Genomic DNA, 17944 nt, shown 5'->3' with positions numbered 1-17944 from the left:
CCTTTATTACATCTTCTCGTACGGCTTAAAGCGTTGTTGCAGGCCGCGCAGCTGGTCGATTCGCGCATCGTAGCGGGCCTGTTGCAGGCTGCCAAGCTTCACCTGTGAGCTGGCGCTGCTCAACAGGGAAATGGCCTGATCGAGGCGACCCGCCAGCGCCAGGCCTTCCGCACGCGCGGCCAGCTCCTGATCGCGGTTACCCAGTTGCCCCTGGGCCTGGGCGAGCAGTTCCCAGCCGTTCTGGTCATCTTTATTGTTAAAGGTGTAGCGGTTCAGAATGGTCACCGCCTCGCCGGGCTGGCCGCCCTGTAAGTAGGCGTTCGCCAGGTTAAGCTGCAATACCGGATTGTTGCGAATGTCTTTCGCCCCTTTCAGACGATTAATCGCATCGGTCGCTTTTTTCTGCCCCAGATCGATATCGGTGGCGAGGTCAAGATACCACGGATTGTCAGGCGCCGACGCCAGCAGCGGCTGTAGCGCTTTACGCGCTTCATCGTACTTGCTGGCCTCCATCGCCTGGAGCGCCTGACCATACTGCGCCGCGTTCTTCTCGCGCACGTTGCCTTTCGCCAGCGCGTCCAGCAGATCGCTGGTGAGCTGATTACGTCCGGAGTTGTACATGCCAAGCGTTCTCACTTTGGCCATGTAGAAATCCTGCGAAGACTGCACCACGACCGGACGCATCTGGTTGGCACGGTTACGGGCATCCGAGAGTCGGCTTTCCGGCAGCGGGTGGGTCAACAGAATTTCAGGCGGGCGCGACGAGTAGCGTGCCTGGTCGAGCAGTTTTTCCAGGAAGCTCGGCATGGCCTGCGGGTCAAAGCCGGAACGCTGTAAAACCTGAATGCCGATGCGGTCTGCTTCCTGCTCGTTCTGCTGGGTAAAGCTGATCATCCCCTGACGCGTCCCCGCCAGCGTCCCGGTAAGCGCCGCCATCCCGGCCTGCGGGCTGGCCATCGCCAGCAAAATGGAACCCAGCGCGCCCACCCAGGTCAGGGGGGCGTTACGCTTCTGATCTTCCATCGCACGCGCCAGATGGCGCTGGGTAACGTGCGAAATTTCGTGCGCCATGACGGACGCCAGCTGGCTTTCGTTATCGGAATAACGGAACAGCGCCGAATGCAGCACCACGTTCCCGCCAAAGAAGGCGAAGGCGTTGATTTCGTCGTTATTGATTAAATAGAAATGGAAGGGCGTTTTTACCGAGTCGGCGTGCGCCACCAGCCGCATCCCCAGACCGTTGATGTACTGCACCAGCAAAGGGTCGTTAATCAGCGGAGCACTGCCGCGCAGCTGGCGTACGTAATAATCACCCATCTGCATCTCCTGCCCGATGGAGAGCGTGCTTCCTGCCGTGGTGCCCATGTCCGGCAATGAATCGGACGAGTCAGCGAAAGCGGGCAACACCTGACCCACCGTCACGGCGGCAATCAGTGTCGCAACCAGTGTTTTTCTCAACTGCCTGAACATAACCACTGTCCTGTATTTTGGATGTGCTAATTTGACCGATGAACCCGCATAACGTTCATCTCCGCTGCTCTGCGAGTGTAGCCGTGTTAAGAGATGAAGAAAATCCCATTCATCAGGGTTTTGCGAAACCTGACAGTGAAACAAAAAGGAAAGTCTTTTTTGTGACAGTTAGATACAATTCACGGTCTCACTCCCGCCATTCGATTCAGGGAAGGGTTGTATGCTCGAAATGTTAATGCAGTGGTATCGGCGTCGGTTTAGCGACCCGGAAGCCATTGCTTTGCTGGTCATTCTGGTTGCCGGATTCGGTATCCTGTTCTTCTTTAGTGGCCTGCTGGCACCGCTACTGGTGGCGATTGTACTGGCGTATCTGCTGGAGTGGCCCACCGCGCGTCTGGAACATATCGGCTGTTCCCGCCGCTGGGCGACCAGCATTGTCCTGGTGCTGTTTGTCGGCATTCTGCTGCTGATGTCCTTCGTGGTGATGCCCATCGCCTGGCAACAGGGGATCTACCTGATCCGTGATATGCCCGGCATGCTGAATAAACTGTCTGATTTTGCCGCCACGCTGCCGCGCCGCTATCCTGCGCTGATGGACGCCGGGATCATCGATGCGATGGCCGAAAACATGCGCGCCCGCATCATGACCATGGGTGATTCGGTGGTGAAATACTCTCTGGCCTCGCTGGTGGGGTTGCTGACGCTGGCGGTTTACCTTGTTCTCGTGCCGCTAATGGTGTTTTTCCTGGTCAAAGATAAAGAGCAGATGCTGAACGCGGTGCGCCGCGTGCTGCCGCGCAATCGCGGTCTCGCCGGTCAGGTCTGGCAGGAGATGAACCAGCAGATCACCAACTACATTCGCGGCAAAGTGCTGGAGATGATTGTGGTGGGCGTGGCGACCTGGATTGGCTTCGTGATCTTCGGGCTGAACTACTCGTTGCTGCTGGCGGTGCTGGTCGGATTCTCGGTTCTGATCCCGTATATCGGCGCGTTTGTGGTGACCATTCCGGTTGTGGGGGTGGCGCTGTTCCAGTTTGGTCTGGGTACGGAGTTCTGGAGCTGTTTCGCCGTATACCTGATTATTCAGGGACTGGACGGAAATCTGCTGGTACCGGTGTTGTTCTCAGAAGCCGTTAACCTGCATCCGCTGGTGATTATCCTGTCAGTGGTGATTTTCGGCGGGCTGTGGGGATTCTGGGGGGTATTCTTCGCCATTCCGCTGGCGACGCTGATTAAAGCCGTGGTCCACGCGTGGCCGGATGTGCCGGCGGTGGAAGATAAGTAGATTTAGTGCGGGCTGATGACCTCACCCCAACCCTCTCCCACGGGGAGAGGGGGGCAAACACTAAAAACGGTAGCATGCGCTACCGTTTTGCATTTACCTTGTAGGCCGGGTAAGCGCAGCGCCACCCGGCACTAAAATTATCACGCGTTCTCTTTCAGCCACTTCAACACCACGTCGTGGTGGTTGCTGGTTTTGAAATCATCAAACACGTGCTCAACTTTACCGTCAGCGCCAATCAGGAAGCTGATACGGTGAATACCGTCGTACGTTTTGCCCATAAAGGACTTCTCACCCCAGACGCCAAACTGCTCGCAAACCTGGTGGTCTTCATCGGAAAGCAGCGTGAAGTTCAGCAGCTCTTTTTCCGCAAAACGTGACAGCTTCTCTGGCTTATCGGTGCTGATGCCCAGCACTTCCACACCGACCTTTTTCAACTCATCCATGTTGTCGCGTAGACCGCAGGCCTGTACGGTACAGCCCGGGGTCATGGCTTTCGGGTAGAAATAGACCAGAACACGCTGTCCCTGGAAGTCGGTCAAATTTACTTGCTCGCCGTCTTGATCCGGTAAGCTAAATTTCGGTGCGATATCACCGGCTTTCAGTGGGTTCATTACTCAACTCCATCCTGTTCGTGCTGCGAATAATCGACGACGCTTATACTGCCTTGCGCGTGTAATTCTGTACAGAGGGCTTTGAACGCTTGCTCGATATTTGACGCATCCTGCGAGGCAGGGCTGTGTGCGGTAATTTGAATAAACAGCGTCGGGATTGCGTTTTCATCGCCCGGCTGCGTGCGGGAAACCAGTTCGGCAATGTTCATCTGATGGCTGTCAAACAGCGCCGTAAAACGTTCAATCAGATGAGGTGAATCAGGCACTTCAACCTGTACCCAGACCGTGGCAGGCAGAGCCGGACGCGGGCGCGCGGTGGTGCGCTTCATCACAATCAGTAAATCCAGCTCTGCGCCTTTCAGCGGCAGGGTAGATTCGATGAGGGTAATGGCATTCCATGTTCCGGAAAGCAGCATGATGAATGTGAACTCTTCGCCAAGCATAGCCAGCCGGCTGTCTTCGATGTTGCAGCCGCAGCTGCTCACGTGGCGAGTGATGGTATTCACGATACCCGGCCTGTCAGCACCCAGCGCAGTGATAACCAGGTAATGTTGTGATGAGGTTGTCAAACCTGTTCTTCCTTTGCGTGGTTAAGTCTTCCTAAGGAAAGCATAAAAAAAACATGCATACAACCGCCTGAGAGCCTCAGGTCGCTTGCTTTTATTACAGTTCCAAACGTAACATTGAGGCTCTTGTTCGCACAGAGGATGGCTCATGTTCACGGGAAGTATTGTCGCGCTTGTTACACCGATGGATGAAAAAGGTAATGTCTGCCGGTCAAGCATGAAGAAGCTCATTGATTACCATGTCGCCAATGGAACCTCGGCGATCGTTTCGGTAGGGACTACCGGTGAATCCGCTACGCTGAGCCACGAAGAGCACGGCGACGTTGTGATGCTGACCCTGGAACTGGCGGACGGGCGTATTCCGGTCATCGCGGGGACGGGCGCAAACGCAACCGCAGAAGCTATCAGTCTGACCCAACGTTTTAACGACAGCGGCATTGTCGGCTGTCTGACGGTGACCCCTTATTACAACCGTCCTACTCAGGAAGGTTTGTTCCAGCATTTCAAAGCCATCGCTGAACATACTGACTTGCCACAAATTCTGTATAATGTTCCGTCCCGTACCGGTTGCGATATGCTGCCGGAAACCGTTGGCCGTCTCTCGAAAGTAAAAAATATTATCGGGATTAAAGAGGCGACAGGGAACTTAAGCCGCGTTCATCAGATCAAAGAGCTGGTTTCAGACGACTTTATCCTGTTGAGCGGTGATGATGCGACCGCGCTGGACTTTATGCAGCTCGGTGGTAACGGCGTGATTTCCGTGACGGCGAACGTGGCGGCGCGCGATATGGCTGACATGTGCAAACTGGCCGCAGCCGGTCACTTTGATGAAGCTCGCGTGATTAATCAGCGTCTGATGCCGTTGCACAATAAATTATTTGTCGAACCCAATCCGATCCCAGTGAAATGGGCATGTAAGGAGTTGGGGCTTGTAGCAACCGACACGCTGCGTCTGCCAATGACACCGATTACCGACCACGGTCGTGAAATTGTCGCTGGCGCGCTGAAGCATGCCGGTTTGCTGTAAAGTTTAGGGAGATTTGATGGCTTATTCAGTACAGAAGTCGCGCCTGGCGAAGGTTGCGGGTGTTTCGCTTGTTATGCTCCTCGCTGCCTGTAGTTCAGACTCGCGCTACAAGCGCCAGGTGAGCGGTGATGAATCCTATCTGGATGCGCCGCCGCTTGCTGAACTTCACGCGCCTGCCGGCATGATCCTGCCGATCCAGAACGGTGATTATAATATTCCGGTTACCAACGGCAGCGGCCTGGTGGGTAAAGCGCTCGATATTCGTCCGCCAGCTCAGCCTCTGGCGCTCGTGAGCGGCGCGCGCACGCAGTTCACCGGTGATACAGCTTCTCTGCTGGTGGAAAGCGCACGCGGTACAACGCTGTGGCCGCAGGTTGTAAGCGTCATTCAGTCGAAAAACTATACGATTGATAAACGCGACGACGCCAGCCAAGCTTTAACCACCGACTGGATTGAGTGGAACCGTCTCGATGAAGACCAGCAGTACCGTGGTCGTTATCAAGTCTCCGTTAAGCCGCAGGGTTATCAGCAGGCGGTTACCGTTAAGCTGTTGAATCTTGAGCAGGCAGGTAAACCGGTTGCCGATCCGTCCGCCATGCAGCGCTACAGCACTGAAATGCTGAACGTGATTGCAGCGGGTCTGGATAAGAACGCTACCGATGCCGCAAACGCCGCGCAGAACCGTAACGGCTCAACCTTTGACGTGCAGAGCGGTGCAGACGATACCGGTCTGCCGATGCTGGTGGTGCGTGCGCCGTTTAACCAGACCTGGCAGCGTCTGCCAGCAACGCTTGAAAAAGTGGGCATGAAGGTGACTGACAGCACCCGTTCAACGGGCAGTATCACAGCGACCTATAAGCCGCTGTCTGATAGCGCCTGGCAGGAGTTGGGGGCAAGCGATCCACAGCTGCCTTCCGGTGACTACAAAATCCAGGTCGGCGACCTCGATAACCGCAGCAGCCTGCAATTTATCGATCCGAAAGGACACACGCTGACCCAGGCGCAGAACGATGCGCTGGTCGCTGCCTTCCAGGCCGCATTCAGCAAATAATAGTGAGGGCTGGTTAATCCAGCCCTTTTTATTTTCGTGCTACGCAAACGTGTGCGTGGCATAATATGGCCAGTTTTGAATACAAATCATCACACCAGGAGTAATGAAGATGCAGAAGCAAGCTGAGTTGTATCGTGGCAAAGCGAAAACCGTATACAGCACGGAAAACCCGGATCTGTTGGTGCTCGAATTCCGCAATGATACGTCAGCAGGAGACGGCGCACGCATTGAGAAGTTCGATCGTAAGGGCATGGTGAATAACAAGTTCAACCACTTCATTATGACCAAACTGGCCGAAGCCGGTATCCCGACTCAGATGGAAGCGTTGTTGTCCGATACGGAATGTCTGGTAAAAAAACTGGATATGGTGCCGGTTGAGTGCGTGATCCGTAACCGTGCCGCAGGCTCCCTGGTGAAGCGTCTGGGCATTGAAGAAGGTATCGAACTGAATCCACCGCTGTTCGATCTGTTCCTGAAAAACGACGCCATGCATGACCCGATGGTCAACGAATCCTACTGTGAAACCTTCGGCTGGGTAAGCAAAGAGAACCTGGCGCGCATGCAGGAACTGACCTACAAAGCCAACGACGTGCTGAAAAAGCTGTTTGATGACGCGGGCCTGATCCTGGTCGACTTCAAGCTGGAGTTCGGTCTGTACAAAGGCGAAGTGGTGCTGGGCGACGAATTCTCTCCGGACGGCAGCCGCCTGTGGGACAAAGAGACGCTGGATAAAATGGACAAAGACCGTTTCCGCCAGAGTCTGGGTGGCGTGGTCGAAGCGTACGAAGCGGTTGCTCACCGTTTAGGCGTTAAGCTCGACTAAACTGCGCATTTGCCAAAGGATGTGGGCATCCTTTGGCGTCTTATCCTTGTTTACTATGGTAATCCTTTCATTAACCGCCTACGATCATAGCTATTATAAATGGAATAGTTCGAGGTGTTTATGCGCTGGCAAGGGCGTCGTGAAAGTGACAACGTAGAAGACAGACGCAGCAGTGGTGGCGGTGGTCCGTCTATGGGCGGGCCAGGTTTCCGGTTACCCAGCGGCAAGGGCGGCATTATTCTGCTGGTCGTCGTGCTGGTGGCGGGCTACTACGGTGTCGACCTGACCGGTTTGATGACCGGTGAAACCGGGCAACAGCAGCAGTATTCTCAGCGCTCCATCAGCCCGAATGAAGATGAAGCGGCGAAATTTACTTCCGTTATTCTCGCGACGACCGAAGATACCTGGGGTCAGCAGTTCGAGAAAATGGGGCGGACTTATCAGCCGCCAAAACTGGTGATGTACCGGGGCGCAACCCGCACCGGCTGCGGCACCGGGCAGTCCGTTATGGGGCCGTTCTACTGCCCGGCGGACAGCACCGTCTATATCGATCTCTCCTTCTATGACGACATGAAAAGCAAGCTGGGCGCCGACGGCGATTTTGCCCAGGGCTACGTGATCGCGCATGAAGTCGGCCACCATGTGCAGAAGCTCCTCGGCATTGAGCCTAAAGTGCGTCAGATGCAGCAGAATGCGTCTCAGGCGGAGGTGAATCGTCTGTCCGTACGCATGGAGCTTCAGGCCGACTGCTTCGCTGGCGTCTGGGGACACAGCATGCAGCAGCAGGGCGTGCTGGAAACAGGCGATCTGGAAGAGGCCCTGAATGCCGCACAGGCGATTGGTGACGATCGCTTGCAGCAGCAGAGCCAGGGGCGCGTTGTGCCGGACAGCTTTACCCATGGCACCTCAGAGCAGCGCTACAGCTGGTTTAAGCGTGGCTTCGACAGCGGCAACCCGTCGCAGTGTAATACCTTCGGCAAAGCTATGTGATGTTGGGGTTTGAACAGCTGGTTAACCAGCTTCAGCGTACCGGGCAACGCCGGCTGGTGGTGCTCAGCGGCGATGAAGCGTGGACGTTGAGCCAGGTGACCCATCTGCGCGATACGTTACCAGGAGACTGGCTGTGGCTGGAGGAAAACCCCTCTAAGGCCATCAGCGGCCTGCTGGGACGTGAATACCTGCATGCCGTTTTTGACGCGCGTCGCGGATTTGACGTCTCGGCCTTCGCCGCCCTCAGCGGGACCCTGCGCGCCGGAAGCCTTCTGGTGCTGCTGGTGCCGCCGTTCTCCGTCTGGGCTGACAGGCCCGACAGGGATTCTCTGCGCTGGAGCGACAGCGCAGAGCCGATCGCCACCCCGCACTTTGTTCACCACTTTTGCCGGATGCTTGCCGCCGATTCAGATGCCATCGTCTGGCATCAACATCGTCCTCTGTGCCTTCCCGTTGCGCCAGATTTACCCGCCTGGCAGCCCGCCAGCGGTGAACCGCAGCGCGAGCAGGCTGAAATCCTCGACGCTCTTCTGACCATGCCTGCGGGCGTGGCCGCCGTGACGGCGCCGCGCGGACGCGGAAAGTCCGCCCTGGCGGGCATGTTGCTGAGCGGCATTCAGGGGAGTGCAGTAGTGACGGCACCGGCAAAAGGGGCGACGGATGTCATCGCGCGTTTCGCCGGGGAACATTTTCACTTTATGGCCCCGGATGCGCTGCTGGCCTCCACCACAGAAGCTGACTGGCTGATTGTCGATGAGGCAGCCGCTATCCCCGGCCCGCTGCTGGAGAAGCTGGTGTCGCGCTTTCCCCGCGTGTTGCTGACCACCACGGTGCAGGGTTATGAAGGCACGGGCAGGGGATTCCTGCTGAAGTTCTGCGCCCGGTTCAGCGGGCTGCGGCGCTATACCTTATCCACGCCAGTTCGCTGGGCTGCCGGATGCCCCCTTGAGCGGATAGTGGCGAACGCGCTGCTGTTCGACGATGCGCTTATTGATCGCAAACCGGCAGGGGAGGTACGTTTAACGTCGCTGGAGCCCGGGATATGGGAGAACGATCCGGCGCGCGGGGCAGGCGTGTATGAACTGCTGTGTGCCGCGCACTACCGAACGTCCCCCCTCGATTTACGCCGGATGATGGACGCCCCCGGCCAGCACTTTGCTGTTGCTCAGGCGGGCGCGGAGATCGCGGGCGCGCTCTGGCTGGTGGAGGAGGGGGGATTACCCCCTGAACTTAGCCGCGCAGTATGGGCGGGGTTTCGTCGGCCGCGTGGAAATCTGGTGGCGCAGTCGCTGGCGGCGCACGGCGGTTCGCCGCTCGCGGCGACGCTGAAAGGCCGACGCGTCAGCCGCATTGCGGTTCATCCCCATCGCCAGCGGGAAGGCATCGGCCAGCGGCTGATCCGCAGTGCCAGCGGAGAAGATTATCTCTCGGTCAGCTTTGGCTATACCGACGAGCTGTGGCGTTTCTGGCGGCAGTGCGGGTTTGTGCTGGTGCGGATGGGCAGCCACCGGGAAGCCAGCAGCGGGTGCTATACGGCGATGGCGTTGCTGCCGCTGAGCGAGGCGGGGCATCAGCTCTGCGAACAGGCGCATCAGCGTTTATGTCGTGATATGCGCGTCCTGTCGGCCTGGAATGGCGAAAAGATCCCGGTGACGGATGCATGGGAAGCTACCCTTAATAGTGATGACTGGCTGGAGCTGGCGGGGTTTGCCTTTGCTCACCGGGCGTTTTCAACCTCGGTTGCGGCGCTAACGCGATTGGTGTTAGCCGTGGACATCCCACTCCCGGCGCTGCGCGGGAAAATGGAAGGGAATACGCACGATTTCGGGCGCAAAGCGTTGCTGGCGAAGCTACGCGAGGAAACCGCACGCGCGCTTGAAAGGCTTGATTACTCCCGTAGCCAGCAGCTGAAAGCCGACATTTTGCAATGGCAATTTTTTCAATGACTTCTTCAGTAAAGTGGCATGGTCATTACCCCGCAGAGGCGTAAAATCCTGCTTATCAATTAAGGAGATCGCCATGAAACATGACCATTTTGTTGTGCAAAGCCCGGATACGCCTGCTAAACAGCTCCTGCTTCTGTTTCATGGCGTGGGCGACAATGCCGTCAATATGGGACAGATTGGCAGCTGGTTTGCACCCGTTTTCCCACACGCGCTGATCGTCAGCATCGGCGGCGTGGAGCCGTGCGGTCCGGACGGTCGGCAGTGGTTTTCCGTCGAGGGCGTGACGGAGGAGAATCGTCAGGCGCGTATTGATGCCGTTATGCCAGCCTTTATCGATACCGTGCGTTACTGGCAGCAGCAGAGCGGCGTAGGCGCCGACGCAACGGCGCTGATTGGCTTCTCTCAGGGTTCAATCATGTCGCTGGAAAGCGTAAAAGCGCAGCCCGGACTGGTGTCCCGCGTGATTGCCTTTAACGGGCGTTTTGCGACGTTACCGCAAAGCGCGACCACGCAGACCACGATCCATCTCATTCATGGGGGTGAAGACCGGGTAATTGAGCTTTCGCATGCAGTAGCCGCCCAGGAGACGCTGATGCGCGAGGGCGGAGATGTGACGCTGGATATCGTAGACGATCTGGGGCATGCCATTGACGATCGCAGCATGCAGTTCGCGCTCGATCATCTGCGTTATACCGTACCGAAGCACTACTTTGATGAAGCGCTCAGCGGCGCTAAGCCGAATGACGATGATATCGTCGAGTTTATGTGAGGTGTCCCCTCTCCTTAGGGAGAGGGGAAACAGAGCGATTACTTCTTCTGGTCCTTCTTCGGCCAGTCGTCTTCATCGTCCCACTTGTCGTTAAAATCACGGTGCGGCGGAAGATCCGGTTTGTTGGCAAGGAACTTTTTGTGGTCAACGCGCTTGAGATCTTTAATCACGTTAAGCAGCACGCCTACCAGAAATACCAACACCAGAATCCACCAGTACTTTGAAAGCCAGTCCATTCGCTAATCCTCTTTAAGCACCCGTCAGGCGACGAGTTGCTCCATAATACGTTGATACATGCGGGCCAGCAGTTGTAAATCGGCAGCGTTCACGCATTCATTGATTTTGTGAATCGTCGCGTTAACCGGACCCAGTTCGACAACCTGTGCGCCCATGCGGGCGATAAAGCGTCCGTCAGACGTGCCGCCCGTTGTCAGCAGTTGTGGCTTAATTTCATTATAGTGCGCAATGGCGTTCACTACCGCATCCACCAGTTTACCGCGCTGCGTCAGGAACGGCTGGCCAGACAGCCACCAGTCGAGGGTATAGCGCAGCTGATATTTTTCGAGCAGCGCAATCACTCGCGCTTTGATCATCTCGTCAGTCAGTTCGGTGCTGAAGCGGAAGTTAAACTGGACGAAGAGATCGCCGGGAATGACGTTGTTGCTGCCGGTGCCAGCCTTGATGTTGGCTATCTGCATGCTGGTTGGCGGGAAAAATTCATTGCCTTTATCCCATTCAATGCTCACCAGTTCGTTCAGCATCGGCGCGGCGCGGTGTACCGGGTTATCCGCCAGGTGCGGATAGGCAACGTGGCCCTGCACGCCATGAATAGTCAAATTGCAGGTCAGGGATCCACGGCGGCCATTTTTCACCACATCGCCCACCACTTCGGTGCTGGACGGTTCGCCCACCAGACAGTAGTCCAGACGTTCATTGCGCGCCATCAGCGCCTCAACGACCTTCACGGTGCCGTTGTGGGCGCTGGCTTCTTCGTCGGAGGTAATCAAAAACGCAAGACGGTTTTTATGGTTCGGATGCTGGGCGACGAAACGCTCTGCCGCCACGACCATCGCAGCCAGGGAACCTTTCATGTCCGCAGCGCCGCGTCCGAAAAGCATGCCGTCGCGAATGGTCGGCTCAAAAGGCGGGTTGATCCAGCGGTCTGCGTCGCCCGCGGGAACTACGTCAGTATGTCCGGCAAACGCCAGCGTCTCCCCCTGACCGCGCCATGCCCAGAAGTTCTGCGTATCGCCAAAATCCATGTGCTCCACGGTAAAACCGATGGCACGCAGGCGCTCAATCATTAATGCCTGACAACCTGCGTCGTCCGGGCTAAGGGAAGGACGGCGAATAAGCTGCTGAGTCAGCTCAATGACCGGGCATGACATAGACTACACCTCAACGAATAAATCTGAATAAAGGGTTTCACTGAAACCCAGCAGCATAGGCTGACCTGGCTTGCAGAGCAATGGGCGTTTGATGATTGCCGGCATTTCAAGCATCAATTTGGCTGCGCTGTCGGCGTCGTTGATCGTGGCCCGGAGAGATTCATCCAGTTTTCGCCAGGTGGTCCCGCGGGTATTCAGCAGCGCTTCCCATCCCAGTTCGTTGATGGCGGAATGGAGAAACGCGGGGTCAAGCCCGTCGGCACGGTAATCGTGGAAGCGATAGTCGATGTTGTGTGCTTCCAGCCAGCGGCGGGCTTTTTTAATCGTGTCGCAATTCTTAATGCCGTACATCACAACCATAGTGAATCCTTTTGTTCTTTTGTGGATTTAATGTTCAATATTTTCGAAGATATATCCTTAAGTGGAATATAACACATTCGGAATTTTTCGGGATTTACAATTCTCCATAATTCAACGAACAGCTGTAAGCTGAATAGTCTTTCATCTTTTAAGCATAGTTGTCCACCCTGTTTAAATTGCCAATAAACTCAGGGGGAAATTAAAAATGCTGTCATTTTTCCGACTATTTCAAAATATTGCTGTAGGTCACATAAAATTTACCCGGCAACGCTCATAGTGATCCTAAACCTACCAGTACAGCGGGGCTCAATCACAGCAATCGGTTAAAGTGGCTTCACAATGATGATACGTTTTCGTAGAATGCGCATAATAATAAGAGAGGTTGTTATGATTGAACGTGAACTGGGGAACTGGAAAGATTTTATCGAAGGCATGCTTCGTAAATGAATTTCCGGTAAGAAATGCAAGAGCACTTAATTAACTAAAATAACCATAGTGTGAAAGAATCACACAATAAAAAGGCGGCCTGTAAAGCCGCCTTTTTTATTTCAACGGGTTATTCCGGCTTATCCTTCAGCGGGAAACGACGACGTATCAGCACAAAGAACAGCGGTACGAAATAGATAGCCAGTATCGTCGCGGATATCATTCCCCCCATAACGCCCGTACCCACTGCGTGCTGGCTGCTGGAGCCTGCGCCGGAGCTGGTGGCCATCGGCAGGACGCCAAATACAAACGCCAGAGAGGTCATCAGGATCGGACGCAGGCGCTGACGACAGGCGTGCAGCGTGGCGGCCATCAGTTCGTGACCTTTGGCATTCATCTCATTGGCAAATTCGACGATCAGAATGGCGTTTTTTGCCGACAATCCGATCACGGTGAGGAGTCCGACCTGGAAATAGACATCATTTTCCAGGCCGCGCATCCAGGTTGCCAGCAGCGCGCCGATGACCCCGAGAGGCACCACCAGCATCACCGAGAACGGCACTGACCAGCTTTCATACAGCGCCGCCAGGCAAAGGAATACCACCAGCAGCGAAAGAGCATACAGGGCAGGCGCCTGAGCGCCGGAAAGCCGTTCCTGGTAGGACATCGCCGTCCACTCCAGGCCAAAGCCAGTCGGTAACTGCTGAACCAGTTTTTCCATAATGTCCATTGCGGTACCGGTACTGACGCCCGGCGCGGCTTCACCGACAATCTCCAGCGCCGAATAGCCGTTGTAACGCTCCAGACGCGGCGAACCGGTCTCCCAGCGTGACGTCGCAAACGCCGAGAACGGCACCATGCCGCCGGTGTTATTGCGCACATACCAGCGGTTGATATCGTCCGGCAGCATGCGGTATTTGGCGGCAGACTGAACGTAGACCTTCTTCACGCGGCCGCGATCCATAAAGTCATTTACGTAGCTTGAGCCCCATGCCGTTTGCAGGGTGTCGTTAATGTCGTCGATGGAGACGCCCAGCGCCTGCGCTTTACGCTGGTCAATATCCACCTGTAGCTGAGGGCTGTCATCCAGACCGTTATGACGAACGCGGGTAAGCTGCGGATCTTTCCCGGCCAGCTCGAGCAGTTTATCGCGAGCAGCCATCAACGCGTCATGCCCGGCACCCGCGTGATCCTGAAGCTCCATATCAAACCCGGCTGAGCTGCCCAGGCCGCTGATGGCGGGCGGGCTGCTGGCGAAAACGCGCGCTTCCTTGATTTTGTTGAACGCTTTGGTTGCACGCTCAATGATGGCAAAGGAGGAGCCGGTATCGCTGTCGCGCTGGTCCCAGTCTTTCAGGCGCACAAACATACGCGCCACGTTCTGCCCGTTACCGCCGGGGCCAGAGCCGACGGTGGAGAAGACGGAGACCACGTTATCTTTCTCCTGAGTATGGAAGTAGTTCTCAACCTTCTGCACCACTTTCAGGGTCTGCTGCTGGGTCGAGCCGCTCGGTAACTGTACGGAGGTAATAAACATGCCGCGATCTTCCAGCGGCAGGAACGAGGTTGGCAGCCGCAGGAACAGGAACACCATGCCGCCGAGCAGCAGGACATAAACCACCATCCAGCGCACACTGCGGTGCAGTACTTTACCCACGCCCGCTTCATAGCGCGCCGCATTGCGGTTAAACATGCGGTTAAACCAGCCGAAGAAGCCTTTTTGACCGTGGTGTTCGCCCTTATGCAGCGGTTTGAGCAGCGTCGCGCACAGGGCAGGGGTAAGGATCATTGCCACGAGTACGGAGAGCACCATTGCAGAGACGATGGTGATCGAGAACTGGCGATAAATCGCGCCCGTGGTGCCGCCAAAAAATGCCATCGGGATAAATACCGCCGACAGCACCATGGCGATACCGACCAGCGCGCCCTGAATTTGTCCCATCGATTTGCGCGTGGCCTCGCGGGGCGAAAGCCCTTCCTCGCTCATAATGCGCTCGACGTTTTCCACCACCACGATGGCATCATCCACCAGCAGGCCGATGGTCAGCACCATGGCGAACATGGTCAGGGTGTTGATGCTGTAACCGAAGGCATACAGCACCGCAAAGGTTCCCAGCAGCACCACCGGCACCGCAATGGTGGGGATCAGCGTGGCGCGGAAGTTTTGCAGGAACAGGTACATCACGAGGAACACCAGCGCGATAGCTTCGAGCAGGGTTTTCACCACATCTTCGATGGAGGCTTTTACGAATGAGGTGGTTTCGTAGGCGACTTTGTACTCCAGTCCGTGCGGGAAGTAATGCGACAGTTCATCCAGACGCTCTAACACCCGCTGCGCGGTCGCCATTTCGTTGGCGCCGGAGGCCAGTTTTACCCCCAGTCCGGACGCGGCATTGCCGTTAAAGCGACTCAGGTAGTCATATTTTTCCGCCCCCATTTCCACGGTGGCGACATCCCCCAGACGCACTTCCGAACCGTCCTGATTCACGCGCAGAGTAATATTGCGGAACTGGTCAGGTGTCTGGAGCAGCGACTGGGAGTTGATGGTGGCGTTAAGCGCCTGGTTATCCACGGACGGCGTACCGCCGAGCTGCCCCACGGCAATCTGGGCGTTCTGCGATTCGATAGCGTCGGTAACATCTTTAGCGGTCATCTGCACGCTGTTCAGCTTGTTGGGATCCAGCCAGATACGCATGGAGTACTGCGAGCCGTAGGCGTCGATATCACCCACGCCGTTGATACGGCTGAGCGGGTCCTGAATATTACTGGCGACGTAGTCCGCGATGTCCTGCTTATCCATCGAGCCATCGGTTGAAACAAACGCGATGGTCAAAATATTGGTGTCACCGGTTTTACGCACGGTCACCCCCTGGTTCTGCACCGCCTGAGGCAGTTTACGCAGGGCCGATTGCAGCTGGTTTTGCACCTGCTGCACCGCTTCATCCGGATCCGTGCCCGCCGTAAAGCTCAGGGTTACCGTCGCCTGGCCCGTGGCACTGCTCTGCGAGGACATGTACATCAGGTTATCAAGACCCGTCATGTTCTGCTCGATAACCTGCGTGACGGTATTTTCCAGCGTCTGTGCCGAGGCGCCAGGATAGTTCGCCGTGATACGCACGTTGGGGGGCGCGAGGTCGGGGTATTGCTCAACAGGAAGGGAGGTAATCGCCAGGACACCCGTCAGACACAACAGGATTGCAAGCACCCAGGCAAAAATGGGGCGATCGATGAAAAAATTCGCCATTAAAGTGTGACCTCGTTTTGCTGCACGTCATTATTGTTTATTGCCCGCCTAACTTTAGCGGTAAGGCCCAGGTCAAACGTGGAGAAATAAAGGAGATAATGTAAATTATCATGCGCTTTTTTCAGCGCGCCTTCTTTCCCGCTATTTTTCAGCCTGCGCCGCAGGCGTCCGGAACGTTACGCTGACCTGTGTCCCACCCTGTGGCGGCTGAGAAAAGTGTAATGTCCCGCCGAGCCGTCCCGCGCGTTCGCGCATGATATTCAGCCCGTAATGCCCCGGCGGTTCACTGGCGTCGCCGATACCAATACCGTTGTCGCGGATCGTGACTGTGTGAGTGCCGTCCGCGGTGGTGACGCAGCTGACCACAATCTCGCTCGCGTCGGCATGTTTAATCGCATTCAGCACTGCCTCACGCACAATCTGTAAGAGGTGCACCTGTTTTTGCGCGTCCAGCGCCAGCGATGAGAGACGGCAGTCGAGCACCAACTTCGCGCTGGTCTGGCTTTGCAACCCGTCAAGAGACTCCTGTAGCGCGGCAGGAAGATTGGCGTGATTGAGCGTCAGGCGGAAGGTGGTGAGCAGCTCGCGTAGCTGATGCCAGGCGTTATTCAGCTCGCGGGAGAAGTCCGTAATGATGGCCTGCGCCGGGGCATTGTCGCCCGGCACGGCATGCTTCAGCAGCGTAAGCTGAATACGCAAATAGGAGAGCACCTGCGCCAGCGAATCATGCAACTCGCGCGCGATGGTGGCGCGCTCTTCCATCAGCAGCAACTGCTGATAATGTTTCTGCGCCTGATTGAAATAGAGCCCCCGGCCCAGCATCGTCGCCACGCTTTCCATGAGCGGCAGCGGAACATCCCCGGTCGCGCTTTGCCAGCGCAGTTCGCCGTACAGGGTGTCCTGCATTAACACCGGTAAATTGTGCATTTTCTCGCCTGGGGTCTCCTGTCCTTCGTAAAGCTGCCAGTCGTCACTGGTGCGCAATTGCAGGTAATTCATCTGCGTATAGTCATGCACAATCTGCAAAATATGCCGGAAGCAGTGGCTGTCTATCTGCCCGGTATTCAACGCCTGTGAGCATTTGAACAGCATTTCGAGCTGCTGATGCGCTTCATTCAGGTGGCGGGTTTTTTCAGCAACGGAGTGCTCCAGGGAACGGTACAGGGTGTGTAATTCCGCCGACATATGGTTGAAGGCGCGGGAAAGCTGGCCCAGCTCGTTGGGAAGCATAATATCCGGTGCGGGGGTATCGAACTGCCCCTGTTCGATACGTTCGCTCGCCGCCACCAGATTATTCAGCGGCAGCACAACCTGACGGCGGATGCGCCGCAGGGTCACCACCGCCAGCAGCAGGATGCCCAGGCCGCCCGTCAGCGACATGAAAATCACCAGCTGAATTTTATGTTCGGTGTAGTGCTGTAGCGCCAGCACAAAGGCATCTATCCGGCCCACAAAATCCTCAATGTGGCTCTGATACCACCCGGTATCGCCGCTGGCGATACGCGTGTCCATCTCCTGCCAGCCAAGGTGCAACTGCTGGTAACGCTGTTTGACGTCCTCAGGCACATACCAGCGGTTTAGCTTCTGCAACGCAGGCGCGCTCAGCGTTTTCTGCCAGAACGCACGGTGCTCCGCCAGCGACGGGCTGGCGCGCTGCAACTCGTAGCCCAGGCGGTAGCTCTGCATACGCAGCGAACCGGCAATGTTAATCGCCTCGGCGTCGCGCTGGCTGCTGGCGAGCGTAACCAGCGCAATGGCGCTGATCAGAACGGACAAGACAATCATCGAAAAGAAAGCCCGAGCCAGGCTTCCCGATACGGGGCGTTTAACGGTCACTCATCGGCTTCCTGAATTAAATTGATCTGCCACAGGTTCACTGGAAATAGTTCGCCTTCCAGGGCATTTGAACATTGCGTCGCCATGCCGCTGTGGGTAAATACGATAACAATAGAAAGAATAAGGTTATTGAACCAAAAACAGGTGTTGTT

Annotated in this window: 16 protein-coding genes; 8 read left to right on the top strand and 8 right to left on the bottom strand. The window is 56.3% G+C overall.

Annotated features, from left to right (window positions below; translation table 11 throughout):
* Nucleotides 1–6: 6 nt before the first annotated feature.
* A complete protein-coding gene (gene bepA, locus ACOTX4_RS08555) occupies nt 7–1470 on the bottom strand; it encodes a beta-barrel assembly-enhancing protease (RefSeq protein ID WP_003860547.1) in 1464 nt (487 codons plus the stop codon).
* 220 nt (nt 1471–1690) lie between these two features.
* On the opposite strand from bepA, the gene ACOTX4_RS08550 reads away from it, so the two are divergent.
* A complete protein-coding gene (locus ACOTX4_RS08550) occupies nt 1691–2755 on the top strand; it encodes an AI-2E family transporter (protein ID WP_023314631.1) in 1065 nt (354 codons plus the stop codon).
* Between the two features lie 140 nt (nt 2756–2895).
* Here the strand turns inward: ACOTX4_RS08550 and bcp are convergent, their stop codons facing one another.
* Entirely contained in the window at nt 2896–3366 is a 471-nt protein-coding gene (bcp, locus tag ACOTX4_RS08545; RefSeq protein ID WP_023314630.1) for a thioredoxin-dependent thiol peroxidase, read from the bottom strand.
* The gene (locus ACOTX4_RS08540) at nt 3366–3935 is read right to left on the bottom strand and encodes a glycine cleavage system transcriptional repressor (protein ID WP_000213743.1); all 570 of its coding nucleotides are present in this window, start codon (nt 3933–3935) and stop codon (nt 3366–3368) included. The genes bcp and ACOTX4_RS08540 overlap by 1 nt, the downstream gene beginning before the upstream one ends.
* A 145-nt stretch (nt 3936–4080) precedes the next feature.
* Between ACOTX4_RS08540 and dapA the strand changes: the two genes are divergently transcribed.
* The 6 genes from dapA (at nt 4081) to ypfH (ending at nt 10538) form a co-directional block, all read left to right on the top strand.
* Nucleotides 4081–4959: a 4-hydroxy-tetrahydrodipicolinate synthase gene (dapA, locus tag ACOTX4_RS08535; RefSeq protein ID WP_003860542.1), complete on the top strand. Its 879-nt coding sequence runs from the start codon at nt 4081–4083 to the stop codon at nt 4957–4959.
* A 16-nt stretch (nt 4960–4975) separates the two neighbouring features.
* Nucleotides 4976–6010: an outer membrane protein assembly factor BamC gene (bamC, locus tag ACOTX4_RS08530; RefSeq protein WP_003860539.1), complete on the top strand. Its 1035-nt coding sequence runs from the start codon at nt 4976–4978 to the stop codon at nt 6008–6010.
* Nucleotides 6011–6119: 109 nt separating this feature from the next.
* The gene (gene purC, locus ACOTX4_RS08525; RefSeq protein ID WP_003860538.1) at nt 6120–6833 is read left to right on the top strand and encodes a phosphoribosylaminoimidazolesuccinocarboxamide synthase; all 714 of its coding nucleotides are present in this window, start codon (nt 6120–6122) and stop codon (nt 6831–6833) included.
* 120 nt (nt 6834–6953) lie between these two features.
* Nucleotides 6954–7823: a neutral zinc metallopeptidase gene (locus ACOTX4_RS08520; RefSeq protein WP_001303362.1), complete on the top strand. Its 870-nt coding sequence runs from the start codon at nt 6954–6956 to the stop codon at nt 7821–7823.
* Complete coding sequence (locus tag ACOTX4_RS08515) at nt 7823–9769, top strand: tRNA(Met) cytidine acetyltransferase TmcA (RefSeq protein ID WP_045330452.1); 1947 nt, start codon at nt 7823–7825, stop codon at nt 9767–9769. The genes ACOTX4_RS08520 and ACOTX4_RS08515 overlap by 1 nt, the downstream gene beginning before the upstream one ends.
* A gap of 73 nt (nt 9770–9842) precedes the next feature.
* Nucleotides 9843–10538, top strand: coding sequence for an esterase (ypfH, locus tag ACOTX4_RS08510; protein WP_045330450.1), 696 nt, complete (start codon nt 9843–9845; stop codon nt 10536–10538).
* A gap of 38 nt (nt 10539–10576) precedes the next feature.
* Here ypfH and ACOTX4_RS08505 read toward each other — a convergent pair whose 3' ends face one another.
* Genes ACOTX4_RS08505 through ACOTX4_RS08495 form a run of 3 tightly spaced genes read right to left on the bottom strand, consistent with a single transcriptional unit; the run spans nt 10577 to nt 12286 of the window.
* Nucleotides 10577–10774 carry a YpfN family protein gene (locus ACOTX4_RS08505; RefSeq protein WP_000383991.1) on the bottom strand — a complete coding sequence of 66 codons (198 nt, stop codon included), beginning with the start codon at nt 10772–10774 and terminating at the stop codon, nt 10577–10579.
* Nucleotides 10775–10798: 24 nt separating this feature from the next.
* On the bottom strand, nt 10799–11926 hold the full coding sequence (gene dapE, locus ACOTX4_RS08500; protein WP_003863566.1) for a succinyl-diaminopimelate desuccinylase: 1128 nt from the start codon (nt 11924–11926) through the stop codon (nt 10799–10801).
* A gap of 3 nt (nt 11927–11929) precedes the next feature.
* Complete coding sequence (locus ACOTX4_RS08495) at nt 11930–12286, bottom strand: ArsC family reductase (protein ID WP_015572203.1); 357 nt, start codon at nt 12284–12286, stop codon at nt 11930–11932.
* Nucleotides 12287–12673: 387 nt separating this feature from the next.
* Between ACOTX4_RS08495 and ypfM the strand changes: the two genes are divergently transcribed.
* Nucleotides 12674–12733, top strand: a complete 60-nt coding sequence (gene ypfM / locus ACOTX4_RS08490) for a protein YpfM (protein ID WP_015572204.1) — start codon at nt 12674–12676, stop codon at nt 12731–12733.
* Nucleotides 12734–12842: 109 nt separating this feature from the next.
* Here ypfM and acrD read toward each other — a convergent pair whose 3' ends face one another.
* Nucleotides 12843–15956: a multidrug efflux RND transporter permease AcrD gene (gene acrD / locus ACOTX4_RS08485; RefSeq protein WP_063937751.1), complete on the bottom strand. Its 3114-nt coding sequence runs from the start codon at nt 15954–15956 to the stop codon at nt 12843–12845.
* 141 nt (nt 15957–16097) lie between these two features.
* Nucleotides 16098–17792 carry a nitrate/nitrite two-component system sensor histidine kinase NarQ gene (gene narQ, locus ACOTX4_RS08480; RefSeq protein ID WP_063937749.1) on the bottom strand — a complete coding sequence of 565 codons (1695 nt, stop codon included), beginning with the start codon at nt 17790–17792 and terminating at the stop codon, nt 16098–16100.
* Nucleotides 17793–17944: the final 152 nt, after the last annotated feature.

This window comes from Enterobacter cloacae complex sp. IR5459 (genome assembly GCF_049238005.1).
Lineage (GTDB): Bacteria > Pseudomonadota > Gammaproteobacteria > Enterobacterales > Enterobacteriaceae > Enterobacter > Enterobacter hormaechei_C.
Note: the sequence above shows the minus strand (reverse complement) of the source record. Positions and strands in the feature narration are given on the sequence as shown.